Genomic DNA, 26,564 nt, shown 5'->3' with positions numbered 1-26,564 from the left:
CGGGGCATAGCCTTTTTTTGTTGGATAAAACAGCAAATTAAGAGTTAGAATTTAAAAATATCAGGATAATGAAGCTGAAATAAAAGGATAGCATGGAATAGGGCAACCTTTCTCCATAAAGTACCGTCAAATAAATGATGTTTTACATAAGAAATCGAAAGTGCGTGCTTTTCTGTCATACCTTCGAATGGTATACTAGGTATCGTGTATTGAAATGATCAGAAGATGAGGAGGGGAATACATATGCGCAAAGCACCAGGAAAAAATCGCGCGGCGAGTGTTAAAGCAAAACATCATTCTAACTTAACATTTCGTATGAATATCCTTTTCTTTGCAATATTTATCGTATTTTCAATGTTAATTTTTAGACTTGGCTATATGCAAATCGTCAAAGGGGAAGATTATGTACGTATTTTAGAGCGTACAGAAGAGGTTCCTGTCAACACAAGTGTACCAAGGGGACGCATGTATGATCGTTATGGTCGTATTTTAGTAGATAATCACCCAGAAAATGCCATAACGTATACGAAAATGCAAACGACCACAACAGAGGAGATGCTTGATATCGCGAAAAAGCTGGCACAATTGATTGAACAGCCAACAAAGCGTGTCACATTGCGTGATAAACAGGATTTCTGGATACTACAAAATCATGATGCTGCCTATGAAAAAGTTACAGAGGCAGAAAAAGCAAAGATTAATGCACAAGAAAATATTACAACAAGTCAAATTAATGCAGAGATTGATAAACTGGTACGGGAACGTATCACAAACGAAGAACTTTTACAATTAACAGAGGCAGATTTAGAGGTATTAGCGATTTATCGTGAAATGGTATCTGGCTATAATCTATCTCCTCAAATTATTAAAAGTGAAAATGTATCAGCTGATGAATTTGCTCGTGTATCTGAGCGTTTAACTGAACTACCAGGTGTTAATACAACAACAGACTGGAAACGTGTCAAATTATCATCTTTATCTATTCTTGGACGTACAACGGTCCCAACAAAAGGGATACCGAAAGAGAAGCTCAATTACTATTTAGCACGTGACTACTCACGTAATGACCGTGTGGGAGAAAGTTACATTGAAGCACAATATGAAGAATTACTACAAGGTCAAAAAACAGTTGTGAAAAATATTACCAATAAAAAAGGTCAGGTAGTCGATACAGTTACAACCTATGAAGGGGAGCCAGGTAAAGACTTAATCCTTTCATTGGATAGTGAGCTGCAGGCTGAAACGGATAAGATTGTAGAAGAAGAACTGCTTAACTTAAAAGCACTTCCAGGCTCCTATCTATTAGATCGCGCCTTCCTAATTATGATGGATCCAAATACAGGCGACATTTTATCGATGGTAGGTAAGAAAATAGAAAAAAATCCCGAGACAGGGCAAAATGAAGTCGTTGACTATGCATATGGATCGTTTACCACGGCTTATGAGGCAGGTTCATCTGTTAAAGCAGCAACAGTTCTCACTGGCTACAATCAGGGCGTTATTTCGATGGGTACTTCAATGGGAGACGAGCCGATTAAATTAGCTAGCACGGATCCGAAAACATCTATTTTTAACAGGGCTGGATATATTCCGATGAATGACTTGTTGGCATTAGAACGTTCTTCCAACTCCTATATGTTTAAAATTGCGTTGCTGCTTAATGGAACACCTTATAGTTATGGTATGCCATTACGCTTAAAGGACGATACGTTCTCAAAAATGCGTAATAATTATGCGCAATTTGGTTTAGGTGTGAAAACAGGCATTGATTTACCAAATGAATTTAGCGGAGTGAGTGGTCCATCAGGTCCTACAATGGGTGGTAAAACACTCGACTTGGCTATTGGTCAGTATGATACGTATACACCGCTTCAACTTGCGCAATATATTTCGACAGTTGCCAATGGTGGCTATCGTATTCAGCCACATGTTGTGAAAGAGGTTCGTGACCCATCTCAGGATGGAAAGCAATTAGGACAATTAGTAACCGAAGTAGGTCCAACTATTTTGAATCAAATTGATAATCCTAAAGAAGAGATCGATTATGTAAAGCAAGGGCTACGTCGTGTATATACTGGTTCACATGGTACAGCACGAGCACAATTTGCCGATGCTCCATATACAGCAGCAGGGAAAACAGGGACTGCAGAGGTAGTGTATTATGGTCCATTACGTGAGCATTACGGCACAAATACGATTAATTTAACGCATGTTGGCTTTGCCCCATATGAAAATCCTGAAATTGCCTATGCAGTTGTGATCCCATGGGTTAATACAAATTTAGCTCCACACTACTATCAAAATAATGTCATTGCTAGACGTTCTTTAGATAAGTATTTTGAATTAAAAGCTAAATATCAAGCTGAAAAAGTAACAGATAGTAATGTAAAACAGCCAATTTTACCAGCGATTACGGAAGAAAAAATTGGAGAGAATGAGCAGGAATAAAGGGTATTGGATACGCGCTAATACAAAACGGATTTGGAAAAATTATTTCCCAAATCCGTTTTATTTTTACTTTTTTTAAGACTAGTCATGAGTAATGGAAAGGGGCGTTTGCATAGCAAAACGCCCCTTTCAGATATTTAGTGCCTTTATGCGGATAATTGCTGAATGGCTAATTCAAATTGCTCTCTTGGTTTTACCCCATAAAGCTCTATATTGTTATAGAAATAAGAAGCTAGCATAAAATCAACCGCCTCTTGAAGTGTGTAGTCCCGATGTTCCATTACTAATGATAAATATGTTTTAAAATAATCGACATTTTGTACTTTTGCATGTTTCATGACAAAGGTCAAACGCTCCTTATCATTAAAATAAATATTTCCTAACACAATTGCTTATTATAACACCTTTCCTATAGGAAGCAAGTTTCCCCTATTGTAAATTCATCTTTACAAACGTTTACAAAGCATTACATTCCTTTACATCTCTTTTACGAACCGTTTATACGACTTCAACAATCAGTCATTATAGTAAAGATTGTAAGACAAATAACTATAAAACAGTTCATGACGGAGGCAAATGAGATGAAAAAGTGGAAGTACTTAACGATGACAGCGGTAATGGGTTCTGCATTAATGCTAGGTGCATGTGGTAGCGATTCTGCACAAAACGGAAACAATACAGAAACGAACGCACCAGCAAGCTCAGGACAAGAAGCTGCTGATGAAAAGCTACAAGGGTCTGTAGCTGGAGATGGCTCATCAACAGTAGCACCAATCATTGAGGCAGTTGTTGAAGAGTATGCAGGTACACAACCAGATGTCAAAGTATCAGTGGGGGTTTCTGGTACTGGTGGTGGTTTTGAAAAATTCATCGCAGGTGAAACAGACTTTTCAAATGCATCTCGTAATATAAAAGATGAAGAGAAAGCGAAATTAGAAGAAGCGGGCATTGATTTTACAGAGCTAGCTTTAGCATATGACGGTTTATCAGTAGTCGTGAACCCAGAAAATGATTGGGCGAAGGACTTAACGGTCGAACAACTACAAAAAATTTGGATTGAAGATGGGACTGAGAAAAAATGGTCTGATATTGATCCATCTTGGCCAGATGAAAAAATCGTTTACTATTCACCAGGTACTGATTCAGGCACATACGACTACTTTGATGAAGTGATTTTAGATGGTGCAGATCTAGTAAGCTCAGCAACATTATCAGAGGATGATAATATGCTAGTGCAAGGTGTTTCTGGTGATAAAAATGCGATCGGCTTCTTCGGTTATGCTTACTACCTTGAAAATAAAGATAAATTAAACATTGTCAAAGTAAATGGCGTAGAGCCAACAAATGAAACAATTGAAGGTGGCGAATATACACCACTTTCACGTCCATTATTCACATACGTAAAAAATAGTGCGATGAAGGACAATGAAGCAGCTTACGACTTCATTAAATTTACACTTGAAAACGCAGGCGATATGGCTGAAGCAGTGGGCTATGTTCGTTTACCTGAAGAAAAATATACTGAAGGCTTAAAAACTTTAGAAGGCTTAAAATAAGAAGACATGCATAGAGGGAAAGAGATGTATGCTCTTTCCCTCACTTATTTGAAAGGAGCTCCCAATGGTTTCTCAAAAGGAAGATAAGACATCATCTGTGCAGCAATTAATTGCAAATTCGCGCAACCAAAAAACAAAGAAAATAGTGGAAAAAGCCATGCCAGCTCTATTATTTTCTGCAGCTATTATTTCGATATTAACAACATTTGGCATTGTTTTCACCCTTATTTTTGAAACGTTTGAATTCTTTAAACGCGTGTCGATTACGGATTTCCTTTTCGGTACTAAATGGTTACCGTTTTCAGGTAACGAACCGTTATTTGGGATACTGCCATTAATCGCTGGTACATTAAAAGTGACACTTATTGCAGTTGTAGTAGCTGTACCATTTGGAATTGCTTCAGCTATCTATTTAAGTGAATATGCAAGTGAGAAAACACGACGTACAGTGAAACCTATTTTAGAGGTATTAGCAGGTGTGCCAACAATTGTTTATGGCTTCTTCGCTTTAACATTTGTCACACCAGTTTTACAAGAAATTGTACCTGGACTCAAACTATTTAATGCATTAAGTCCTGGTATTGTTGTAGGGATTATGATTTTACCAATGATTACGTCTCTTTCAGAAGATGCCATGTCATCTGTACCAAATAGTATGCGTGAGGGAGCCTTAGCTCTAGGTGCGACGAAATTTGAAGTAGCAATCAAAGTGGTATTACCCGCTGCGCTTTCAGGGATTATCGCTTCAGTTGTGTTAGCTATTTCCCGGGCAATTGGAGAAACAATGATTGTATCACTTGCAGGTGGTTCAACACCGAAATTTGACCTCAATGTGACAGACTCTATTCAAACAATGACTGCATACATTGTACAGGTTTCAACTGGTGATGCGGGTTACGGTACAACCATTTATTACTCAATTTATTCAGTAGGATTCACACTATTTATCTTTACGCTAGTAATGAATTTACTTGCTCACTATATTTCGAAACGCTTCAGGGAGGTTTACTAGCATGCGCTATATGGATGACACAGTCGTCATGAAACGAATGACAAAGCGTATTACAGCAAATAAAGTTTGGAAAACTCTATTTTTCTTAGCTACAACGTTTGCACTTGTTACTTTAGCTGTTTTACTGTACCGCATTGTGACACAGGGGATTGATTACTTAAACATCGATTTCTTGACGAATTTTGCATCACGATTTGCGGATAAGGCAGGTATCAAAGCTGCTTTAATCGGTTCGCTTTGGTTAATGGCAGTTGTAGCACCAGTATCGATTATTTTAGGAGTTGGTACTGCGATTTATTTAGAGGAGTATGCCAAGAAAAATAAAATCAATGACTTTATTCGCATGAATATATCGAATCTAGCAGGTGTTCCTTCCATTGTTTTTGGATTACTTGGATTAACTATTTTTGTACGTATGATGGATCTAGGAAAAAGTATTTTAGCTGCTGGCTTTACAATGAGTTTGTTAATTTTACCGGTTATCATTGTAGCGGCTCAAGAGGCTATTCGTGCAGTGCCAAACGAACAACGTGAAGCTTCATATGGCATGGGTGCAACGAAATGGCAAACGATTTTGCGTGTTGTATTGCCAGCTGCCATTCCAGGTATTTTAACAGGAAGTATTTTAGCCTTGTCTCGTGCCATTGGAGAAACAGCTCCACTAGTTGTAATTGGAATTCCAGTTATCCTGCAGTTTTTACCGAATGGTTTACTGAGTCAATTTACAGCATTACCAATGCAAATCTATGATTGGGCAAAACGACCACAAGAAGCCTTTCAGTATGTAGCGGCAGCAGGTATTTTAGTGCTTATGACAGTGCTGTTATTAATGAATTCGATCGCCATCTATATCCGAAATAAATTCCAAAAACGTTATTAATGAGGTGACCTTATGGTATTAGATTTTAAAGAGGAAAAAACAATTGTCAAACGGAATCAGGCAACGACTAAGTCTGTAGCAGATGTGGCGAAAAATATTGTCTATGATACACGCAATTTAAACTTATGGTATGGTGACCATCATGGTTTAAAAGATGTTAATTTAAGCATCTATGAAAATGAAGTAACGGCTATTATTGGACCATCTGGCTGTGGGAAATCTACGTATCTAAAAACATTAAACCGCATGGTTGAACTTGTACCAATCGTACGTACATCAGGAGAGATTTTATATCGTGAGCGAAATATTTTAGATAAAAACTATACGGTAGAAGAATTAAGAACACGTGTAGGGATGGTATTCCAAAAGCCAAACCCGTTTCCAAAATCTATTTATGATAACATTGCCTATGGACCAAGAATTCATGGCATTAAAAATAAAAAAATTCTGGATGAAATTGTGGAGAAGTCATTAAGAGGGGCAGCCATTTGGGACGAGGTAAAAGACCGTTTGAATCAAAATGCCTACGGATTATCAGGTGGTCAGCAACAACGTATTTGTATTGCACGTTGCTTAGCGATTGAGCCTGATGTAATCTTAATGGATGAGCCAACATCTGCCTTAGACCCGATTTCTACATTGAAAGTGGAAGAGTTGGTCCAAGAACTGAAAAAGGACTATTCCATTGTCATCGTGACACATAATATGCAGCAAGCGGCACGTATTTCTGATCGTACAGCATTTTTCCTAAGTGGAGAGGTTGTCGAATACGATAAAACGGATGTTATTTTCCAAACACCAGCAGATCAACGTACAGAAGACTATATTTCGGGACGTTTCGGCTAAGGAGGAGCAATGAATGATCGTACGTGAACGTTTTGAACAAGAGTTAAAAGAGGTACAGGGGCAATTTCTTGCAATTGCCAATAGCAGTATCCTTGCATTAAAAACAGCTTTTGAAGCATTGGTGGAGCAGGATTTAGAAAAGGCTTTAAAAATTTTGGAAGACGATTTAATCATTAATCGCCTTGAAGAAGAAATTAATGACCATGTGATCCTAATGATTGCCAAGCAGCAGCCAGTAGCAACAGATTTACGCCGTCTCATGGTTCTTGTAAAGGCAGCTTCAGATATGGAAAGAGTAGGGGACTATGCGGTTAATATAGCTAAAGAAGCAATTCGAATCGGTAAGGAGCCAATGATTTTCCCAATAACAAATCTCCAAACCATGTGTAATAAAACAGTAGAAATGCTAGAGAGCATCATGAAGGCCTTTACTGAGGAAGATACGGTACGCGCTAAAGAGATTGCAGAGTTAGATGATTACGTGGACGATTTATACGGAGCGACGATCACCCTTTTACTTCGTGCTGGGGTAGAAAATCCCTCCCATATTTCACAGATTACACACCTAACATTTATTTGCCGCTATTTAGAACGTTCTGCTGATCATGCTACAAATATTGCTGAACATCTATTTTACTTAGTAAAGGGCAAACATTATGAATTAAATAATTAAGAGAGAAGAGCTGCGTTTTAGCTCTTTTTTTCATTTGCAGAAAAAAATCTCCTGAAGCAGCAACATTGTCTTTGGCTGTAGCGTCTTTATAGCGAGCGTTTTTGTATTGTCAAAAAAATTTTTTGGTTATACTATAGACATTATCCAAAAAATGTGGTGCTTAGGAGGTGCTGCTATATGAAAGATGCAATTGAATCCCTCATCAAGCAATTTGACAAGCAGTTGACAATAGAACAACTTGACTATTTACGTTTTCTCTATGAAAACCTACATATAGAGGAGTTAAGTGAAGGGGAACAACATTATTTTATCGATTATTTTTTCAAGAGTGAACCATTACGAAATATGGCAGCATTTGCTCTGGAATTGACGGATATTATGCATGAAATCCAAGAGAATATTCCTGCTATTGAGAAGGCAGAACGCTTAGCAAACGGCAAAGAGCAACGCCAGTATTATGAACGAAAATGGTCAGAGCTTAGACGTCAAAAGCTTAAGCAACAGACAACGAAAAGCGGAAATATTTACTATGTACCTTTTCATGATAATCAACAAGACCCTGGCCCGATGATTATTTGTTTAGAACAAACGACAGGAATGGCCGCTTATTCTGAGATTTGTAAAAGTATGATTTTAGCGTTATTTATGAGTGCGCATCGGGAAGGCCGTGATTTATACATTGTACCGTATGATCGGCAAATTCATGTCCACTATCGCTTTGAAAATGGGCATTTAAATTTAGCTGATTTTAAGAGTTTTATCGAATATAAGGCAAAGGGAGAGGCAGCCATTTTACCTGTTTTACAATTTGTGAAAGCATTGCTACAGGAAAATCAATTAGGTACAGAAGCAGATGTCATTATTTTTACAGAAGGAGCACCTATTGATGGGCAGCATCTCGTTGGCAAGCAAGCCAAAACGATGCTAAAGGAAATGAAGCAAAAATATCATGCTGAATTTTCAGTGATTGCCATGCATGAACATAATTTTAATAAACAGCAATTTTGGTTTGCTAGTAAGGCTTTTTTTGCAGATGATGCCATACAATAACAAGAAGGGGCTAACCATTTCTGAAGGTCGGCTCCTTTTTGCTGGCGATACATAGGTAGTTATAAAGGAGATATACATGGATTCATTACATTGGTTATTACCTAAATTTACAGTCCCAACTTGGCTAGATGGCTTAATTGCCGTCATTATTTGTTTAGTCGGATGGCTTATTCAACGATTCATCATCAAAAAAATTATTCATCGTGTCGTGCTATTTTTAAAAGATCGTCAGCGCAATTTCCAAGCAAATGTACTGGCTCAATTTAGTAAAGCAATTGGCTATGCCTTTATGACGACGGTCATAGTGCTCAGCTTATCTTATTTAATAAAGGTTCCTTTATTTACGCATCCATCAACAAAGAATTTTGTATTGTCTATTATGGTGTTTCTTGCTTTTAAAGGGATTTATGATGTTTTGAATTTCTATACGAAACAACCATTTGAATTAACGAGCGAAGAGGATCAGAATGTATTATTACCGTTTTTCCTACGAATAGGTAAAGTGCTTATCATGATTTTTGCTATGTTTACGATTGCTTCCTTTTGGGATTTTAATCTGAATGGCTTTTTAACTGGAATTGGCTTAACGGGTGTGGCGATTGCCTTTGGGATTCGCGATACACTAGCGCATGTATTTGGTGGCATGTCCGTAGCTTTAGATAATCCATTCCAAATAGGAGATTGGATAGCGACAGAGGATCAAAAAATTGAAGGAACGATTGAGGATATCAATTTAAGAAGTACGTTAATTCAAACAGGAGACAAAGGACTTGTATATGTGCCGAACTCCTATTTAGTGAACCGTCCACTTTATAATTTATCTAAGCGAGAAAAACGGAAATGTGAGCAGTTTTTATATATCGCTGCTGATAATGATGAGGAAGACATACGTAGCGCTTTAACGGCCATTCATAAGGAAATTTATTTACATGCTAAAACAGAGAAAGACATGATTCATGTATTTATAGATGAGTTTCATTATGATTCGTATCGCGTGCTTGTTCGATTCTTTGTTGCCACAAATGATACTGCTGTTATGCTGGAAGTACGACAGGATATTTTATTTGCCATTCGTCAAATAATGGAGGAGCTATCGATTACATTAGCTAGCCATCCTGAAGATGAAAGTCTACGAAATAAAAAATAAATTGAATTGTAAGATAGTTTGCTTTACAATATTACCAAGAAATCAGCTTTGATGAAGAGTAGTAGCTAGTACAATTTGTTATAGAGAGCTAGTGGTTGGTGAAAACTAGTACAAATGTTTAGTGAATGGACTTCGGAGCTCTAATCCTGAAAACAGTATGGATTAGCGGATGCCTACGTTATAAGGCTTAAAGAGGGTTTTCTTATCAGGAGACCAATGAAGGTGGCACCACGGCTTTTCCGTCCTTTTGTGATGGAAAGGCCTTTTTATATTTTTTTCTTTAGACAGCATATATTTTAGCTGAATGAAGAGAAAGCCTTTAGCAGATTTCTGCTGCTAAAGATAGATGAGGTGTAGATGAGCAGAGCTTAGAGAAGGAGAGAAGAGAGTATGGCAGTTGAGCTTAGAAAGTATGCTATGAAAGTATTACAGGGGGATATGATGACCCCGATCTCTGTGTATCAATCACTGAAAGGGCAGCATAAAATGTTGTTCGAATCCTCAGCGAAACATGAGGAAAGTGGGCGATATTCCTTTATCGCTATCAATCCAGTGGCTGAACTAAAAGGAAACAATGAAGAATTCGTGTTTTCAAAAGGATCAAAAAATGACAAGGCTAGGGGCAATGTGCTTGATCGATTAAAAGAACTAATACCCTTTCATGAAGAAAGCTATCCTTTTGCTTTCTTTGGAGGAGCTATAGGTTTCTTTGGCTATGAAACAGCATTTTACACAGAACAAATAGGTGACTATTTACAGGATGATTTAGCTATGCCTGATGTTCATGTTTTTTTCTATGATACATTTATTGTTTTTGATCATCTAACACAGGAAATTACACTAGCTTCGATTGATCTATTTCAGGATGGACGTTCATTACAGGAGATGGAAGCTGCTATTACAACGATGGAGCAACAGCTTTGTGCAGGCACAACCTTTGAGGCATTAAAGGTGGATGAGTTACAGTTTAAGCCAATGATTTCGAAGGAACGATTTATTGCTTTGGTGGAACGTGCTAAACAGCATATTTTGAGAGGTGATATTTTCCAAATTGTGTTATCGCAACGTTTTTCTGCACCATTTACAGGTTCGCCATTCTCGCTCTATCGTCAATTGCGCACGTCTAACCCGTCACCCTATATGTTTTATATGGATTATGGGGACTATGTTATTTTAGGAACATCTCCTGAAAGTCTTGTAAAGGTAAAAAATCGAAAAGTGACAACCAACCCAATAGCGGGTACAAAGCCGCGTGGCACGACAATAGAACAGGATGAAGCAATCGCAAATGCGCTATTAGAGGATAGCAAGGAAATAGCTGAACACCGTATGTTAGTGGATTTAGGTCGCAATGATCTTGGTCGTATTGCAAAAGTCGGTTCCGTCAAGCTAGCCAAATACATGAAAATAGAGCGCTATAAATATGTGATGCATATGGTATCTGAGGTGATTGCTGAATTGCGAGATGACCTTCATGTTCTGGATGTACTTCGTGCTTGTTTACCTGCTGGTACAGTGTCAGGGGCACCAAAAATTCGTGCCATGCAATTGATTAATGAATTAGAACCAGTAAAGCGTGGGGTATATGCGGGAGCGGTAGGCTATATTTCGACAACTGGTGATATGGACTTGGCCCTCGCAATTCGTACGATGCTCATTAAGGACCAAAAGGCACATGTACAGGCAGGAGCAGGTATTGTTTATGATTCGATTCCATTGTCAGAATATGAAGAAACAATGAATAAGGCACGTGCCCTATTGGAGGTAAAAAATGATTTTAATAATAGATAACTATGATTCTTTTACCTATAATTTATTTCAACAAATCAGTATGCTTGGAAAAAGCGTCAAGGTCATACGAAATGATGCCATTACTATAGAAGAAATTCAAAAACTATCGCCAGAAGCCATCATTTTATCACCAGGGCCAGGAACGCCAAATGAAGCAGGTATAACAATAGAGGTCATCAAGGTGCTCTATCAAAAAATCCCTATTTTAGGTATCTGTCTTGGGCACCAATCTATAGGGCAGGCTTTTGGCGCAAATATTGTGCAGGCCAAAAACATTATGCATGGAAAGCTGTCCCCATTACAATACGAGCAAACAGGTTTATTTGCCCAATTAGATGGAGATATCGAGGTTATGCGATATCATTCACTTATTATTGAAGAACAAACTTTACACAAGGATTTTAAGATACTCGCCACAGCGGGAGATGACGGAGAGATTATGGCCATTCAACATAAAGAATATCCTCTTTATGGGCTGCAGTTTCATCCTGAATCAATCGGCACAAAAGAAGGCAGTATGATGATGCAAGCCTTTCTGGAAAGTATAGCTTAATAAAAAAGCTGTCGCCTCATCTGAATGGGCGACAGCTTTTTAAGTTATTGTTTCTTGCCTGTAATTAAATTAGCTATTTCTTCTAAGGTCATGGAAGAATTGACCTCATAGGAGCCGATTTGTAAGCTTCTAGCATATTTAGGGTTAGCGAGTAGTAACTCCATTTCAACACTATTGGTAATAATGCCACCGTCTTCAAGTTTTTGTGCCACACTATACGGTGTGATGCCACTATAGATTTGCAGAGACATCGTTGTTACATCCGTAGCCGTTTCTTCATCAGCTTGTTCAGATGCATCTGTTGTAGAAGTTTTTTCAGTCGTATGTACTTGCTTTAATTGATCCTTTAACGAGGCAATTTCTTGATTGGCCTTACTTAATTTGTTTTGTAGTTCTTCAACCTGTTGTTGATTGGAAAATTCCTTGGTAGGAAGACCGATAGTTACATCGAAGCGGTTTGCGAGTGCGAGCAATGCCCCAACAAGAAAAATGGCTATACCAAATGCACGAATGGCAGACTTATTCATTAATTAACGCCCCCCGTTTGCAATCACTTGCCGAACTTGCTCTTCTGTTAAATTTGAGCGAATACTAATATCTGCTACAGAAAGTCCCTGTTTATTTAATTCAAGTACCTGACTAATAATAATTTGATGAATCGGTTTTGCTGCTGCTGTTGTTTGTCCAACTTTTGAAGCCTGTGCAGCCTGTTGAACGGCCTGCATGACTTGGTGCACTTTAGGATCTTGACCTTTTGGAGGGATACTTGATTTTGATTTCACTTGGAACTCAGGCTCTAGTAAAAGTTCTTCCTCCACAATCTTAAGGCGACGCTTTAAATTATTCGTTTCTTGGAAGATGGAGATAGATAATTCTTCGACATCTTGTTCGATTTTTTTCGTGCTATTTTTGAAAAAGAACGAAACAATGATCAGAAAAATTCCGATACTCATTAATACGATGGATAAATCCAATAGTTTCACCTCAATGTAGTATGTAATTATAAGATATTTTACCATATGCAAACTTAATATGAAATGAAGGTAGATTTTTTTTCAGTTTATGTTATAATAGGTTAGTCGTATAAATCATGCTCAAATTTAAATTCTTGATATAGAGTGGGAGGGTTAATGATGCGCGTAAATATTACTTTAGCTTGCACAGATTGCGGCGAACGTAACTACATTTCTAAAAAGAACAAGCGTAACAATCCAGAGCGTCTTGAACTTAAAAAATATTGCTCTCGCGAGAAGAAATACACTCTTCACCGTGAAACTAAGTAATCGCTCATTAAGCCAAAACCACAAGTGGTTTTGGCTTTCTACATTTTATCAAATCATTCAATGTAACACTTCCAGGAGGATATGACGTTTTACGATATAGGAGGTAGCCTAGATGGATAAAACAACTTTACGAAACACGGTACGCAAAGACCTTGCAACCTTGACGGATGAAGATTATTATCGTCAATCATTAGCTGTGTTAAAAAAGGTGCTACAGGAACCATATATAATAGAAGCAAATACAATTGGTATGACCATTTCAAATAAGCCAGAAGTCGACACAATTCTTCTAATTGAGGAATTATGGAAACTAGGGAAAAAGGTCGCAGTTCCTAAATGTCACCCGAAAACAAGAGAAATGTCATTTTATGCAATTGATTCATTTGCACAGCTTGAAACTGTATATATGCATTTGCGTGAGCCCATTCCAGCAAAAAGTGAGTTTGTTGACGCAAATGAGATGGATATCATTATTGTACCAGGCGTTGTTTTTGATCCATACGGTTATCGAATCGGCTATGGCGGTGGTTATTATGACCGCTATGTATTAAACTATAACAAGGGTAAGCTGATGTCGTTGCTCTTTGATGAGCAAATCATTGATTGTGTTCCTACTGAAGCACATGATTGCCCAGTAGATATCATTGTGACGCCTACAAAACGTATTGACTGTGTTGCACAACGAGGAGCGAACGAAAATGGATAAAATGCTAGATATTTATGAACTCTTGAAAACATATGGTACCTATATTTATACACGTGATCCTATTGGCGATTTGATGCTGATGGAGGATGAAATACGTGAGCTCTATAAAGCGAATGTACTAGATATAAAAGATTATCAAATGGCCCTACTGCTTATTCGACAAGAAACAACAAGACTTCGTATGGAAGAGCATAAAAAGTAATGTTTGAAATATAATGTAATTGGGTATTGTAAAATTAATGTAACATGTATGTAATATTCTTAAAAACAGTGGGTTTCCGCTGTTTTTATGTTTTTACGAAACTTTTTACAATGCAAAACGTATATATAGATATCTGGTGCATAGAAAGAGCAAAGAGAAAAAATTTTCCATGAGATATGTGTTGATTATCTGTTAAAAAAGGATTAAGATATATTTTGTTTCCGTAACAAAATGTAAAAAATTATTATTTTTTTGTAAGGAAGTAGGGAGGATGTTAGGAATGAAATCAATAAAGTGGCCTAAACATTCATTTATGATACTAGCAATTATAGCAACTTGGATCAAAACGGTCATTGTTTACCACACAAGCTTTGAAATGAAAATTGAAAATGCAATGCAACAGTTTATTTTATTTATTAATCCATTAAGCTTCTTGCTATTTACGTATGGTTTATCACTATTCTTTAAATCAGCAAAAGCTAGAAATCGTTATTTGATTACGGTCAGCGTTATTTTGTCCATTGTTTTATACGGAAATGTAGCGTTCTATCGATTCTACAATGATTTTATTACGCTACCAGTATTATTCCAAACAAGTAACTTTGGTGACTTAGGAACATCAGTAGCAGCCATTGTTGAGCCTTGGGATGTATTATATTTCGTTGATGTCGTTATCTTAATCTTAGCGAATAAATTTTTACCAAAAATGAAAGATGCATTTAAAGTGAATATTGAATTCCGTCGTGCATTTTTTGTGCTTGCAATAGCAATGACATTCTTAAATTTAGGATTAGCAGAAACGGAGCGTCCACAATTACTAACACGTAGTTTTGACCGCGAATTATTAGTAAAAAACATTGGTACGTACAATTACCACTTGTATGACATTTATATTCAATCTAAATCATCTGCACAACGTGCGTTAGCCGATGGTAGTGAACTAGTAGAAGTGAACAACTATATACGCTCTAATCAGGCTGCTGTAAATCCAGAGATGTTTGGGAAATATAAAGGTCGTAACCTGATTGTGGTGTCGATGGAGTCATTACAAAACTTTGTCATTAATAATGACATGAATGGTCATGAAATTACGCCATTTTTAAACTCTCTAACAAAAGATAAAGATACGTATTATTTCAGTAACTTCTATCACCAAACAGGTTTAGGAAAAACATCTGACTCCGAGTTTATTGTTGAAAACTCATTGTTTGGTTTAGGTCGAGGTGCTGTATTCTTCACGCATGGTGGAAATACGTATAATTCAATGGCTGAACGCCTTGGAGAAAATGGATACTTTACAAATGTCATGCACCCTAATAATAAATCATTCTGGAATCGTGACATGATGTATCAATCGTTAAAAATTAATAAATTCTACGATATAGATTCATATACTGTGGAAGAGGGGCAAGCTGTAAACTGGGGAATGAAAGATGTTCCATTCTTAGAGCAATCAGCTGCTTTAATGAAAGATATGCCTCAGCCATTCTACTCTAGACTTATTACTTTAACGAACCATTATCCATTTACATTGGATCCAGAAGATATTATGATTCCTGAATATGATTCAAATTCAGGTACATTAAATCGTTACTTCCAAACAGTACGTTACATGGATGAGGCATTAAAAGACTTCTTCCAACAGTTAAAAGATCAAGGTGTCTATGATAATTCTATTATTGTGATGTATGGGGATCACTATGGTATTTCTGAGAACCATAATAAAGCAATGGCACAATATTTAGGAAAAGATCAAATTACACCAATGGATAATGCAATGCTTCAAGAAGTACCTTTATTCATTCACATCCCAGGAGCGGGCGATGGAAAAGAAATGACTGAGATTTCAGGACAAATGGATTTACGTCCAACGATCTTACACCTTCTTGGCGTTGAAACGTCAAAAGATATGCAAATGGGTGCGGATTTATTCTCTCCAGAGCATGAGGACTTTGTAGTCTTCCGTGATGGACGCTTTATTACAGATAAATACGTCTATGCTGGTGAAGCTTGCTATGACAAAGCAACTGGCGAAGAAATAGATGGTGAGCCATGTCAGTCTTATGCTGATCGTGCCACAATGGAGCTAGAAAATTCCGATGCCATCATTAATGGCGACTTACTTCGCTTCTATGACGAAAAAACAGGTAATTTAAAGCAGGATTCAGTTAAGTAATCAAAGAGAGATCTCGTATAGGGATCTCTCTTTTTATATTGCTGATATAAAGGAATTGGTCACAATCAACCATTCATAATATTTTTTTGTGAATCTTATGCTAAAGAAAACACCTTTCGCAATGTTTTACAACATGATGCAACGTGAATACACTTTATTGGGCATTTCTTTTTATTGACAAATAGAAAGATACGATTATAATAAGTGTAAATATCTGCATAACGAAGATTTGTTTTTCGCATTTCGGAGTATAAGAGTGAAAGGCATCGAAAAGAACGAGTAACTTTAATGGAACTAACAGAGAGTAGCCGGTTGTTGAGAGGCGCAAGGGGATATTAAAGTGAATACATCTTGGAGCTGCGTACCGAAACTTTAGTAGGCTACGACGGGGTTGCATCCGTAATCATTGCAAAAGTATCGCTATGGCTGTACTTGTTAAGGAGGGCTATGTGAATAGCTCTCGAAAAAAGGTGGTAACACGTTTATCTACGTCCTTTAGGAATTTCCTAAAGGCGTTTTTTTATGCCTTCTAAGCAAAAGCGGTACCCCACATTTACTCTTATAGAACTTGCAATATTAATATTTAATATTACAAGGAGATGTTTCGTATGTTTTTAACACCAAAGGAGCAAATGGCGATTATCAAGAAAGGTGCTAACAAGATCGTTGACGAACAGGATTTACTTGAAAAATTAGAGCGATCATATAAAGAACAGCGACCTTTAACGATTAAGCTAGGACTAGATCCGTCCGCACCAGATATTCATTTAGGCCATGCGGTTGTTCTACGAAAAATCAAGCAAATGCAAGATTTAGGCCATCATGCAGTTATTGTTATCGGTGATTTTACAGGACGAATTGGCGATCCTACAGGTAAAGCCAAGGGGCGAACAGCCTTAAATGACGATACAGTGAAGAAAAACGCCCAAACATATTGTGAGCAAATTTTTAAAGTACTAGATCCGAACAAGACAACGGTTCGTTTTAATAGTGAATGGTTAGCGAAGCTGTCCTTTGAAGAAGTCATCAAGCTAGCAGCCACAACATCTGTTGCTCGACTTTTAGAGCGTGAGGATTTTCAGAAACGCTACCAGCAGCACATCCCAATTGGTATACATGAGTTTTTCTACCCACTCATGCAAGCATATGATTCAGTAGAGCTTGTGGCAGATATAGAGTTAGGTGGAACGGATCAGACTTTCAATATTTTAATGGGACGCACCTTACAAAAGCATCGGGGATTAGAAAAACAAATTGCTATTTTTATGCCCTTGCTAGAGGGATTAGATGGCATAGAAAAAATGAGTAAGAGCTTAGGTAATTATATTGGCATCAACGAAGCACCTGAGATTATGTTTAAAAAGGTGATGGAAGTCCCAGATACTTTAATTATCAAATATTTCGAATTAGCAACAGATGAGCATCCACTACATGTGCAGGCTATTCAAGATAGACTACAAAAGGGAGAGAATCCCCGCGATTTGAAATTCCTATTAGCAGAAATTATAACGGCTTTATACCATGGATCTACAGCAATGGAGGAAGCAAGAGCTTATTTTGAAGCAGCATTTCAAAAAAGGGAAATACCAAAAAACATTCCTATACTGCTCTTGGAAATTGATAAGGAAAGAATCGTGGATATCATTCCACAACTAGTGGTAATGGGTTTTATTCAAAGTAAGAGTGAGTTTTTGCGGTTAATCAAGCAAAAAGGAGTATCCTTGAATGGAGAAAAAATGGCGATGGATGACTTATCACAAGTATTAATGAATAATGATGTCCTACAAATTGGCAAGAAGCGATTTCTTCAATTCAATAAGTAATAACAGACAAAAAAAGAGCAATCTCCGAGGAGACTGCTCTTTTTTTGTCTAAATTTTAGTGTAATTTTGGTGGGTAACCGCTGTGAACAATCGTCATGATGACGAACCATCCGAATACAGCAGCACTTAATAAGTTGAAAACAACGCTTAAAAGGTTCTTTTCTTTAATTGCTTGGAATGTACCAAATACAGCTAAAATCGCTACTAGACCAAAAATAACCATTAATAAGTTCATTAAAAATAGACACTCCTTTCGACATCAGAAAATGAATGTCGCAAACAATATTCCTCCTTAATTGTAAACGTTCTACTTGTTTTTGTCGAGGACTAAAATACTGTAAACTATGAACATTTATCGTCAAATTGTGGCAAAGCCTGTATAATAGGAAATTGAGGTGATAACTATGATGAACGTACGAAGTTATTCTCTTGGTCCCGTCCAAACGAATTGCTATATCGTATCGAATAAAGAAAAAGAATGTATCGTATTTGATCCAGGTGAAGAAGCGGAGCGTCTAATTAAAACAATCCGTAGCAACGGCTTAAAACCTCTTGCTATCTTTTTAACACATGCCCATTTTGATCATATAGGGGCAGTAGATGCAGTGCGTGAGGTATTTGATGTTCCTGTATGGATTCATGAAAAGGAAGTTAGTTGGCTAGCAGATCCAACGAAAAATGGCTCTAGTAAATATCCTGCATTACCAGATTATAGGGTAGCTGCACCAGCGCAAGATACAATTATCAAAAAAGAACAGCAAATTGAAATGAGTAATTTTGTGTTTCAAGCAGTTTTTACACCTGGGCATTCACCGGGGAGTATTTCCTATATCTTTGAAAATGACGGTTTTGCCATCGTGGGAGATACGTTATTTGAACAAGGTGTAGGACGTACAGATCTATTAGGTGGATCAACCAAAATTTTATTGGAATCGATCCATCATAAACTGTTGACATTACCTGAGGATACTATTATCTATCCTGGACACGGTAATTATACAACGGTAGGCGCAGAAATGGAGACAAATCCTTTTTTAAATGGATTTTAAAATATGGCTAATAAACTGTTTTAGCACATAAAAAAGCGTATCTCACCGAAAGTGAGATACGCGATTTTGTTTGTATTAATGACCGCCACCAGGTACGTGAATGAATGTTGTATAGTACGTGAAGCCAGCGAAGAATACAGTTAAATATGCTCCGAAAATGTACATGTACATACGTTCTGAAAGGTTTAAGAAGCCTAATAATAAGAATAAACCTGTATTACCTAAGAATAATAGCGATACCTCGTTCATACCTCCAAGGTAGAACATAACGGCAAAAATACCTGTCCAGAATGCCATAACTTTATACATATTATCCATGAAATTTCCCCTCCTTTTGCCCACGACACAATAATCTCTTACTCATTATAAATGATATGAAAGGTGTCTGTAAACTGGAACTTCTCCATGTTTGTGACAAACAAATGGATTTTTAATCTAGCTATCGATTTCTGTCACGTTTATTTCATATTTACATAAATCGCAATTATGTATCATACTTTCCATTTGCACAAATTCATTGTTCGTAAACAATGCATCTAATTGCCCTTTTAAATAGGATTCATGTAATAAACAAACAATTTCAGAATAGGCTGTCAGTTGCTCCTGGAAGGGACAATTGAAGATGGAGAAGATAACTTTTTTTCCATTCTCAGTTTGTTGAATTTGTGGAATATAACCAATTAATGCGGCATTGTCCGTTAATAGCTGAAGTTTTTCTTCGAAGGAAAGAGAATTACTTAATGTCAATTCAGCATTCATATAATTTTTCATTTGCTGGTAGCCGTCTTGGTAGCTAATTTCCTGACACTTTGTTAATGCAGATGGACCAAAGTCTTCAATTAATTGTATCGTCCATTTTAATAAACGATCTTCCTCACGTCTTGGAAAAGTAAGAGATACGCCTTTTTCTGAAGCTTTATAAACACGTCCAGGTCTGCCACCTTTACCTGTTTTTACATAGTCAGCTGTAATAATATTTATTTCTGAAAGCTTCGTTAAATGAAGTCGAGCAACGTTAGGATGGATACCGAATTTATCAGCAATATGTTGTACAGTAACTGTTTTTTTCTCTTGCAATATGTACTCATAAATAGAGTATCTTGTTTCATCCGCTAGTGTACTAGTAATTTTTAATGGATGGATCATGAGCTTCACCTCTTTAATTTTTATAAAAATTTTGTTCGTCTACCAAGTGTTAGGAAAATAATCATGTTGATACTATTATATTGTATTATTGAAAAAGATACAGTTCATTTCGGCATAAATATTAATTTTTTCATGCATTTATATTCTTTTTTAGTGGAAAATTGCACTTTATCCACATTTTTATAGCAAAAAACATTATTGGCAGAAAATTAACTTGCAAATTTTTATTTTCTGAAAAGGGCTTTTCTCGTGGCGAGTTCCTCCTTATACTAGGAAATAACGAATAGAGCGGTCATATTCGAATGAACTAAAAGAGAGGTGCATATATGCAGAGTTTTGAAACAGTTGTCGAACAAAAATGTGAGCAACTTTTACTAAAGGCCTATCATTTTGGAGCATCCGATTTATTGTTAGTTCCAGGAAACATAAAGTATCGGATCTATTTTCGGAAATATGATAAACTTCTCCACGCTGGTGAGCTACCTCATGAACTTGCAGAAAGAATGATCTCTTACTATAAATTTCTTGCCGAATTAGATATTAGTGAGCGTCGTAAACCTCAAAGCGGTGCCTTTCAAAAAGCAATGGAGCAAAATTCTTATTCGTTTCGAGTATCCACACTGCCTTCTGTATTTTTAAAAGAAAGCTTAATTATTCGTTTACTTCTCCAAAATCATGCATTTCCACTAACTTCCCTAAGCTTTTCCAAAAGCGCAGCTCACCAACTCATGGAGCTGGTACAAAACCGACAAGGTCTTCTATTTTTTACGGGAGCAACAGGTTCTGGCAAGTCTACTTCACTTTATTCCCTAATCCATTACTGTTCCACAGAATTGAATCGACATGTGATTTCTTTAGAAGATCCTGTAGAAAACAGCCAAGCCAATTTACTTCAAATTCAAGTCAACGAGCGAGCAGGTGTTACATATGCTGCAGGATTAAAAGCCATTTTGCGCCATTCACCTGATGTCATTATGATTGGTGAAATTCGCGATAGAGAAACAGCAAATATTGCCATCCAAGCCTCTCTAACAGGGCACTTAGTTGTCTCCACTATTCATGCAAAAGACTCCATTAATTGTCTCTATCGTTTAATGGATTTAGGTGTGTCGATAGAGGAGCTTCGTCAAACGGTTATCGGTATAGTTGCCCAAATGCTTGTTCAGACCTCAGCTCTACATGGAGAACGTCGAGCTGTCTATGAAATATTACATGACGATCATCTATCAAGAGCCATCACCGCCATCAAGGATAAGGGAAATTACAAACTTCCTTATGACTTAACATTAATGGGGCAAAAGGAATTAGTGGAGAGCCTATATGCAGTTACAAACATACATCGATAAAATTGTTCTTTTTTATAATCGGGCTACGAAATGGCGGGTAAAGGAACAAGCTCAGCTTTTCAATCGTTTATGTGTACTAATGCAGGAAGGATATTTATTTCCCCAAGCTATTTCCATGCTACTACCTCATCATATCGAAGCCCATGAGGACATACAGCAGCAAATTGATGAAAAGCTCAGACAAGGAGTAGGGGTTGCAGGGATATTTGAAACATTACAGCTAGGGAATCATTATTTAATGGCAATTAAGGTGGCGGAAAACAATGGCCACATGATAGAAGCATTTAAAGGTGTGGCTAAACAGATAACAGTAAGTGAAAAGACTAAGAAAAAGCTAATCAAGCTGCTGATCTACCCTGTCACACTGATTATCTTTTTATTGTTGTTATTTTTTGTGTTTCGTACATTTTTTTTACCGAACATTGAAAGAATGGTCGTCAGTCGTACCTCTGAAACAGAAGAGACAAGTATTGCGTTGTCCAATCTGTTATTACATGTACCAGATGTAGTTATCTCGACCATGTTCATAGTAATAGGTAGCCTAATCATTTTTCGATTCTATCTCAAACGACAAGCTGTTGCTCATCAACTAACAATTTTATTAAAAATCCCCTTTATACAGCGCTATTTTAGGCTGGCATTGACAAGGCAGTTTGCTGCTTATTTAGGCAGCTTACTACAAAGTGGATTTTCATTACAAGCAAGCCTTCAGCTATTAGAGGAACAGCAGCTACAACTATTTCTCCAAGTTCTTTCACAGCGTATAAAAGAAAGAGTCATCTTTGGAGAATCACTGACACAGGCGGTAACGATGATGGCCGTTTTTCAAAAAGATTTTCCAATGTTCGTAGAGCATGGCGAGCACAGCGGCTATTTAGGAAAAGAATTAGTATTGTATAGCGATTTATTAATGGAAAAGCAGGAACAGCTTTTACAAAAAATATTAGCTTTTGTGCAGCCTAGTTTCTTTATCCTTATAGCTGCTTGTATAATAGCGGCTTATATCAGTTTATTATTACCCATCTATCACATGATTGAATTAGTTTAGGAGGAAGATGATGAAACGACTCAAACAACAAGCTGGTTTTACTTTAATCGAGATGCTTATAGTTCTGTTAATTATATCCATCCTTATTTTAATTACAATCCCAAACGTTACAAAGCATTTCGCCACAATAGATAAGAAAGGCTGTACAGCTTATATAAGCATGGTACAAGGCCAAGTAGAGGCGTATCGTGTAGATTATATGGCTTATCCTACCTTAGATGATTTAGTGGCAAAAGGCTATTTAAAGGAAAATGAAACAACCTGCCCAAATAAAGAAGAAATAGTGATTACTAATGAGGGAGAGGTACGCCCAGCCAATGTCAACTTGGAAACAGGTACTGATAGCTAATGAATGTTCATAAAAACGGTGGTTTTACAATTCTTGAAATGCTGGTTGTCTTATTTCTTGTTATGAGTTTAACAGCGATTGTTAGTAAGTTCTCATTGAAAATAGCAGAAACCAAGGAATTAGAACGATTTTTTACGCAATTACAACTGGATATTCAATATATTCAAACCTCGAGTATGAGCCAACGACAATATATAGCCCTGAAAATGGAAGGTTCAACAAATCGTTATACTATTCAAAAAGATATTTATACTCATTTATATGAACGCTCTTTTCCAAAGGGGGTTGAATTTTTGCCAGCTGAGAGTTCAATTCAAACACTTGTCTATAACTATAGCGGCAATGTGATGACAGCAGGCACCATGGCATTTAAAACACCACAGGGCAAGAGAAAAGTAATCATAACATTAGGACGAGGGAGAGCTAGGATTGAATGAGTCAGGCTATTCTTTTGTAGAAACTATTTTAGGTGTGGGTATTTTGATGTTACTTTGTACTTCGTTAATCCCCATTACTTATACGATGAAAACAAATCTTGCTAATAAAAAAATGGAGCTAATTGCAGCTGAAACAGCATACGAAGGTTTAAAACAGTACCATGCGATTCAAGTAACAGAGGGCTCTCGAATCATTGAACAGGTTGCTTATCATTGGAAAGTTGACGAACAACAAGTTTGTGTCCAATTTCAAAATTTACAGGGATCACACCAAAAATGTATTCAAGTGACAGGTGAAGTTCATGAATGAGAAAGGCTATACATTAATAGAAGCTATGTTTCAATTAGTCGTTTTTGTGCTTATTTCTCATTTTTTTGTCCTTATAATACTTTGGTTTGCTGAAATGAAGTCCACTATGCTAACAGATGAACAAACAAAGTGGGAACTATTTGTTTCTGATTTGAACCTCTCTCTAAAAGATATTTCCACCTTTTCCATTCGTGAAGATCAAAAAAGAATAACTTTCCAAACAGCTAATACGCTCCATCATATTGATTGCTACTCGAATATTATCCGTGAGCAGGTAAAGGGTGGACATGTTCCTATACTAATAGGAATCAATAAATGTCAATTTAGCTATTCCGAAAATAAGCTGACGATAGCTGTTGAAATGGCTAGTGGTATTCTAAAGGAGCGAACCTTTTATGTGCCAATTATTGAAAAATGATAGAGGGGCTATTTTTTTGATCGCAATTGCATTATTATTTTTTGTAACTACTTTTGTTCTTGCGTATTATATGTCTTATGAAATGCAGTATCGAACATATGATGGGCTAGAAAAATTGAATGTTCGAGCTACGATAAATTTATTGGGACAAATTTTGTCAGACAGTGTAGAATCGTAGTTATAAGAAGGTGAATCGAATTGCGAAAAATATATTTAGTTGGTTTTATGGGTAGTGGAAAAAGTGCATTAGGAAGACGTTTAAGCTATTTATTGAAGATGCCATATTATGATATGGATCATGAGATTGTGCGTCAGCAGGGGATGACAATTCCACAGATTTTTGAAAAATACGGTGAGGCCCACTTTCGAGAAATAGAAACAGAATTTTTGAAAAATTTCAGGGACGAGGCTTGTATTATTTCGACTGGTGGTGGCGTTGCCATCAATGCTGAAAATCGAAAAATTATGAGACGTAGTGGACTGGTGTTTTTTTTAGATGCGTCGTTTGAAGATATTTATAAACGAGTTCAGCATGATCCAAATAGACCCATTGTACAGAGTTCTACAAAGGAGGAGCTAGAAAGTCTGTATCACTACAGAAGGAAGTTTTACCGTGATGCAGGTCATATTCAGGTACTGACAGAAGGTAGGACGATTCGCCAAATTCTAGAGTATTTAGTATTTCAAGTGAAAAGGTTGAAAAACGAACGATGAATTACTTTCTTTTATTTAATGTTCGTGTTTTATTATCTTTTAAAAAATGATTGCCTTTCCAATGCATTTAATGTTAGGATATAGACAAATAAGTAACTAAATGTTCATTGAATACTAAATAGTACCAAGATTTATCTTGGGCGGATGATTGTGCGGGGAGAGAGCGTGTAGACGCCACCGAAGGAGCAAGTAGCAATGGGCTATGAATCTCTCAGGTAAAAGGACTCGTACAAGACGCAACTCTGGAGAGAGCTGTAGTATAACAATAACAGCCACCAAAGGGGAAAGCCGACTGATTGGCAACGTAGAGCTTGCGAGCCAGTCTGGTGTAACTTTCAGGTGCAAGGACAGAGAATCCCGAAAAGGGGTTCGTCTGTCTTTTTTTATGTCTATAGCCTGATTTACGTAATTGACTGTAGGAATACAAAAAGCAGACGAACTACTACCAGTAAAAATGTAACTAACAATAAGGGGGCAAAAAAAGAATGGCGAATGAATTAAAACGTACACCTCTATTTGAAGAATACGCGAAATATGGTGCAAAAACAGTTGACTTCGGTGGATGGGAATTACCTGTTCAATTCTCTTCTATTAAAGAAGAACATGATGCAGTGCGTAATCGTGCAGGCTTATTTGATGTATCACATATGGGAGAGATTTTAGTAACTGGTCCCGATGCATTAGGTTTTTTACAAAATCTTTTATCAAATGATGTATCAAAAATTGTTGACGGTCAAGCACAGTACACGGCAATGTGTTACGAAGATGGTGGCGTTGTTGATGATTTATTAACATATAAATTAGCTGACAATCACTATTTATTATGTGTCAATGCAGCTAACATTGAAAAAGACTATGATTGGATGATGGAAAATCAACATCAATATGATGTGACGATTGATAACCAATCGGATGCCTATGCACAAATAGCTCTTCAAGGTCCACTAGCAGAAGAGGTTCTTCAATCCCTTACTTCGGCGGATGTAAGTGCCATTAAATTTTTCCGCTTCCAAGAGAATGTGGAGGTTGCAGGACATAAAGTATTAGTTTCTCGCAGTGGCTACACAGGTGAAGATGGCTTTGAATTATATGGCGCTCCAGAAGACATCAAAGCGCTTTGGGGTAAAATTTTAGAGGCAGGTCAAGAAAAAGGGGTTGTTCCAGCTGGACTAGGATGTCGTGATACACTTCGTTTTGAAGCTGGGCTACCACTATATGGTCAAGAGCTATCAGCAACAATTTCTCCTCTAGAGGCTGGTATTGGCTTCGCTGTGAAATTAAATAAAGAAGGCTTCATTGGTCATGAAGCATTAGTAGCTCAAAAGGAAAATGGTCTACCACGCAAACTTGTAGGCATTGAAATGATTGATAAAGGCATTCCACGCCATGGCTACAAAGTGTTTAAGGATGGTCAAGAAATCGGTGAAGTGACAACGGGTACACAGCTTCCTTCATCTAAACGTAATGTTGGTCACGCATTAATTGACAGTCAATTCGCAACAATCGGAACTGAGCTAGAAATTGAAATTCGCGGTAAACACTTAAAGGTAATAACAGTAGAAACACCGTTTTACAAGCGTTCAAAATAATAGTTGAAAAGA

At 37.1% G+C, this 26,564-nt stretch carries 31 protein-coding genes, 1 riboswitch and 2 other annotated features; of the genes, 25 read left to right on the top strand and 6 right to left on the bottom strand.

Features of this window, described 5'->3' with window-relative positions; all coding sequences use genetic code 11:
* Positions 1-243 precede the first annotated feature (243 nt).
* A complete protein-coding gene (locus RCJ95_RS00960; RefSeq protein ID WP_221680120.1) occupies positions 244-2,448 on the top strand; it encodes a peptidoglycan D,D-transpeptidase FtsI family protein in 2,205 nt (734 codons plus the stop codon).
* Positions 2,449-2,594: 146 nt separating this feature from the next.
* On the opposite strand, the gene RCJ95_RS00955 is transcribed toward RCJ95_RS00960, so the two are convergent.
* Complete coding sequence (locus RCJ95_RS00955; protein WP_221680121.1) at positions 2,595-2,786, bottom strand: hypothetical protein; 192 nt, start codon at positions 2,784-2,786, stop codon at positions 2,595-2,597.
* Between the two features lie 243 nt (positions 2,787-3,029).
* Between RCJ95_RS00955 and RCJ95_RS00950 the strand changes: the two genes are divergently transcribed.
* The 9 genes from RCJ95_RS00950 to RCJ95_RS00910 all read left to right on the top strand — a co-directional run bounded on the left by RCJ95_RS00950 (position 3,030) and on the right by RCJ95_RS00910 (position 11,956).
* Positions 3,030-4,004, top strand: a complete 975-nt coding sequence (locus tag RCJ95_RS00950) for a PstS family phosphate ABC transporter substrate-binding protein (protein WP_225340358.1) — start codon at positions 3,030-3,032, stop codon at positions 4,002-4,004.
* Positions 4,005-4,068: 64 nt separating this feature from the next.
* Positions 4,069-5,016 carry a phosphate ABC transporter permease subunit PstC gene (pstC, locus tag RCJ95_RS00945; RefSeq protein WP_004231004.1) on the top strand — a complete coding sequence of 316 codons (948 nt, stop codon included), beginning with the start codon at positions 4,069-4,071 and terminating at the stop codon, positions 5,014-5,016.
* A 1-nt stretch (position 5,017) separates the two neighbouring features.
* A complete protein-coding gene (pstA, locus tag RCJ95_RS00940) occupies positions 5,018-5,896 on the top strand; it encodes a phosphate ABC transporter permease PstA (protein ID WP_221680123.1) in 879 nt (292 codons plus the stop codon).
* Between the two features lie 12 nt (positions 5,897-5,908).
* Positions 5,909-6,742, top strand: coding sequence for a phosphate ABC transporter ATP-binding protein PstB (gene pstB / locus RCJ95_RS00935; protein WP_004231006.1), 834 nt, complete (start codon positions 5,909-5,911; stop codon positions 6,740-6,742).
* 13 nt (positions 6,743-6,755) lie between these two features.
* Positions 6,756-7,415, top strand: coding sequence for a phosphate signaling complex protein PhoU (gene phoU / locus RCJ95_RS00930; RefSeq protein WP_004231007.1), 660 nt, complete (start codon positions 6,756-6,758; stop codon positions 7,413-7,415).
* 177 nt (positions 7,416-7,592) lie between these two features.
* Positions 7,593-8,465: a hypothetical protein gene (locus RCJ95_RS00925; protein WP_446721798.1), complete on the top strand. Its 873-nt coding sequence runs from the start codon at positions 7,593-7,595 to the stop codon at positions 8,463-8,465.
* A 76-nt stretch (positions 8,466-8,541) separates the two neighbouring features.
* Positions 8,542-9,612, top strand: a complete 1,071-nt coding sequence (locus RCJ95_RS00920; RefSeq protein ID WP_221680125.1) for a mechanosensitive ion channel family protein — start codon at positions 8,542-8,544, stop codon at positions 9,610-9,612.
* 39 nt (positions 9,613-9,651) lie between these two features.
* Positions 9,652-9,862 (top strand) — a binding site (T-box leader).
* A gap of 140 nt (positions 9,863-10,002) precedes the next feature.
* Positions 10,003-11,403: an anthranilate synthase component I gene (gene trpE, locus RCJ95_RS00915; protein WP_257520172.1), complete on the top strand. Its 1,401-nt coding sequence runs from the start codon at positions 10,003-10,005 to the stop codon at positions 11,401-11,403.
* On the top strand, positions 11,384-11,956 hold the full coding sequence (locus RCJ95_RS00910) for an anthranilate synthase component II (protein WP_221680127.1): 573 nt from the start codon (positions 11,384-11,386) through the stop codon (positions 11,954-11,956). The genes trpE and RCJ95_RS00910 overlap by 20 nt, the downstream gene beginning before the upstream one ends.
* A 44-nt stretch (positions 11,957-12,000) precedes the next feature.
* On the opposite strand, the gene RCJ95_RS00905 is transcribed toward RCJ95_RS00910, so the two are convergent.
* Together RCJ95_RS00905 and RCJ95_RS00900 are read right to left on the bottom strand one after the other, a co-directional pair.
* Positions 12,001-12,483, bottom strand: a complete 483-nt coding sequence (locus RCJ95_RS00905; RefSeq protein WP_446721797.1) for a hypothetical protein — start codon at positions 12,481-12,483, stop codon at positions 12,001-12,003.
* A gap of 3 nt (positions 12,484-12,486) precedes the next feature.
* Complete coding sequence (locus tag RCJ95_RS00900) at positions 12,487-12,939, bottom strand: hypothetical protein (protein WP_263082506.1); 453 nt, start codon at positions 12,937-12,939, stop codon at positions 12,487-12,489.
* Positions 12,940-13,089: 150 nt separating this feature from the next.
* On the opposite strand from RCJ95_RS00900, the gene rpmG reads away from it, so the two are divergent.
* The 5 genes from rpmG to tyrS all read left to right on the top strand — a co-directional run bounded on the left by rpmG (position 13,090) and on the right by tyrS (position 18,146).
* Positions 13,090-13,239 carry a 50S ribosomal protein L33 gene (gene rpmG / locus RCJ95_RS00895; RefSeq protein ID WP_008408521.1) on the top strand — a complete coding sequence of 50 codons (150 nt, stop codon included), beginning with the start codon at positions 13,090-13,092 and terminating at the stop codon, positions 13,237-13,239.
* 112 nt (positions 13,240-13,351) lie between these two features.
* On the top strand, positions 13,352-13,945 hold the full coding sequence (locus RCJ95_RS00890) for a 5-formyltetrahydrofolate cyclo-ligase (RefSeq protein ID WP_221680130.1): 594 nt from the start codon (positions 13,352-13,354) through the stop codon (positions 13,943-13,945).
* Positions 13,938-14,147 (top strand): YqgQ family protein, encoded by a 210-nt coding sequence (locus RCJ95_RS00885; RefSeq protein ID WP_004231021.1) that lies wholly within the window; start codon positions 13,938-13,940, stop codon positions 14,145-14,147. Before RCJ95_RS00890 ends, RCJ95_RS00885 begins: the two co-directional genes overlap by 8 nt.
* Before the next feature lie 280 nt (positions 14,148-14,427).
* On the top strand, positions 14,428-16,323 hold the full coding sequence (locus RCJ95_RS00880) for an LTA synthase family protein (RefSeq protein WP_004231024.1): 1,896 nt from the start codon (positions 14,428-14,430) through the stop codon (positions 16,321-16,323).
* A gap of 257 nt (positions 16,324-16,580) precedes the next feature.
* Positions 16,581-16,822: a binding site (T-box leader), on the top strand.
* Between the two features lie 109 nt (positions 16,823-16,931).
* Entirely contained in the window at positions 16,932-18,146 is a 1,215-nt protein-coding gene (gene tyrS, locus RCJ95_RS00875) for a tyrosine--tRNA ligase (RefSeq protein WP_221680131.1), read from the top strand.
* 55 nt (positions 18,147-18,201) lie between these two features.
* Here the strand turns inward: tyrS and RCJ95_RS00870 are convergent, their stop codons facing one another.
* The gene (locus tag RCJ95_RS00870; protein WP_004231029.1) at positions 18,202-18,381 is read right to left on the bottom strand and encodes a DUF2759 domain-containing protein; all 180 of its coding nucleotides are present in this window, start codon (positions 18,379-18,381) and stop codon (positions 18,202-18,204) included.
* Between the two features lie 169 nt (positions 18,382-18,550).
* On the opposite strand from RCJ95_RS00870, the gene RCJ95_RS00865 reads away from it, so the two are divergent.
* Entirely contained in the window at positions 18,551-19,195 is a 645-nt protein-coding gene (locus RCJ95_RS00865) for an MBL fold metallo-hydrolase (protein WP_009370182.1), read from the top strand.
* 75 nt (positions 19,196-19,270) lie between these two features.
* Here the strand turns inward: RCJ95_RS00865 and RCJ95_RS00860 are convergent, their stop codons facing one another.
* Together RCJ95_RS00860 and RCJ95_RS00855 are read right to left on the bottom strand one after the other, a co-directional pair.
* Positions 19,271-19,513, bottom strand: coding sequence for a DUF2626 family protein (locus RCJ95_RS00860; RefSeq protein WP_004231035.1), 243 nt, complete (start codon positions 19,511-19,513; stop codon positions 19,271-19,273).
* A gap of 117 nt (positions 19,514-19,630) precedes the next feature.
* Positions 19,631-20,341 (bottom strand): helix-turn-helix transcriptional regulator, encoded by a 711-nt coding sequence (locus RCJ95_RS00855; RefSeq protein ID WP_446721796.1) that lies wholly within the window; start codon positions 20,339-20,341, stop codon positions 19,631-19,633.
* 326 nt (positions 20,342-20,667) lie between these two features.
* Here RCJ95_RS00855 and comGA point away from each other — a divergent pair, with 326 nt between their 5' ends.
* From comGA to gcvT, 9 genes are all read left to right on the top strand, one after another.
* Complete coding sequence (gene comGA, locus RCJ95_RS00850; RefSeq protein WP_369578935.1) at positions 20,668-21,687, top strand: competence type IV pilus ATPase ComGA; 1,020 nt, start codon at positions 20,668-20,670, stop codon at positions 21,685-21,687.
* Positions 21,662-22,735, top strand: a complete 1,074-nt coding sequence (gene comGB / locus RCJ95_RS00845) for a competence type IV pilus assembly protein ComGB (protein ID WP_446721795.1) — start codon at positions 21,662-21,664, stop codon at positions 22,733-22,735. Before comGA ends, comGB begins: the two co-directional genes overlap by 26 nt.
* Positions 22,736-22,745: 10 nt before the next feature.
* On the top strand, positions 22,746-23,084 hold the full coding sequence (gene comGC / locus RCJ95_RS00840; protein ID WP_004231042.1) for a competence type IV pilus major pilin ComGC: 339 nt from the start codon (positions 22,746-22,748) through the stop codon (positions 23,082-23,084).
* Entirely contained in the window at positions 23,084-23,521 is a 438-nt protein-coding gene (comGD, locus tag RCJ95_RS00835; RefSeq protein ID WP_221680135.1) for a competence type IV pilus minor pilin ComGD, read from the top strand. Before comGC ends, comGD begins: the two co-directional genes overlap by 1 nt.
* Positions 23,514-23,831, top strand: coding sequence for a hypothetical protein (locus tag RCJ95_RS00830; RefSeq protein ID WP_446721794.1), 318 nt, complete (start codon positions 23,514-23,516; stop codon positions 23,829-23,831). Before comGD ends, RCJ95_RS00830 begins: the two co-directional genes overlap by 8 nt.
* Positions 23,824-24,249 carry a competence type IV pilus minor pilin ComGF gene (comGF, locus tag RCJ95_RS00825; protein WP_221680137.1) on the top strand — a complete coding sequence of 142 codons (426 nt, stop codon included), beginning with the start codon at positions 23,824-23,826 and terminating at the stop codon, positions 24,247-24,249. The genes RCJ95_RS00830 and comGF overlap by 8 nt, the downstream gene beginning before the upstream one ends.
* A gap of 16 nt (positions 24,250-24,265) precedes the next feature.
* Positions 24,266-24,427 (top strand): hypothetical protein, encoded by a 162-nt coding sequence (locus tag RCJ95_RS00820; protein ID WP_225340350.1) that lies wholly within the window; start codon positions 24,266-24,268, stop codon positions 24,425-24,427.
* A gap of 20 nt (positions 24,428-24,447) precedes the next feature.
* Positions 24,448-24,963 (top strand): shikimate kinase, encoded by a 516-nt coding sequence (locus RCJ95_RS00815; RefSeq protein WP_004231053.1) that lies wholly within the window; start codon positions 24,448-24,450, stop codon positions 24,961-24,963.
* 144 nt (positions 24,964-25,107) lie between these two features.
* Positions 25,108-25,200, top strand: a riboswitch (glycine riboswitch).
* A 248-nt stretch (positions 25,201-25,448) separates the two neighbouring features.
* Positions 25,449-26,552, top strand: a complete 1,104-nt coding sequence (gene gcvT / locus RCJ95_RS00810) for a glycine cleavage system aminomethyltransferase GcvT (protein WP_337976968.1) — start codon at positions 25,449-25,451, stop codon at positions 26,550-26,552.
* Positions 26,553-26,564: the final 12 nt, after the last annotated feature.

The sequence above is a fragment of the Lysinibacillus sp. BSL11 genome (genome assembly GCF_052928325.1).
This window is presented reverse-complemented; position numbering and strand designations above follow the sequence as displayed.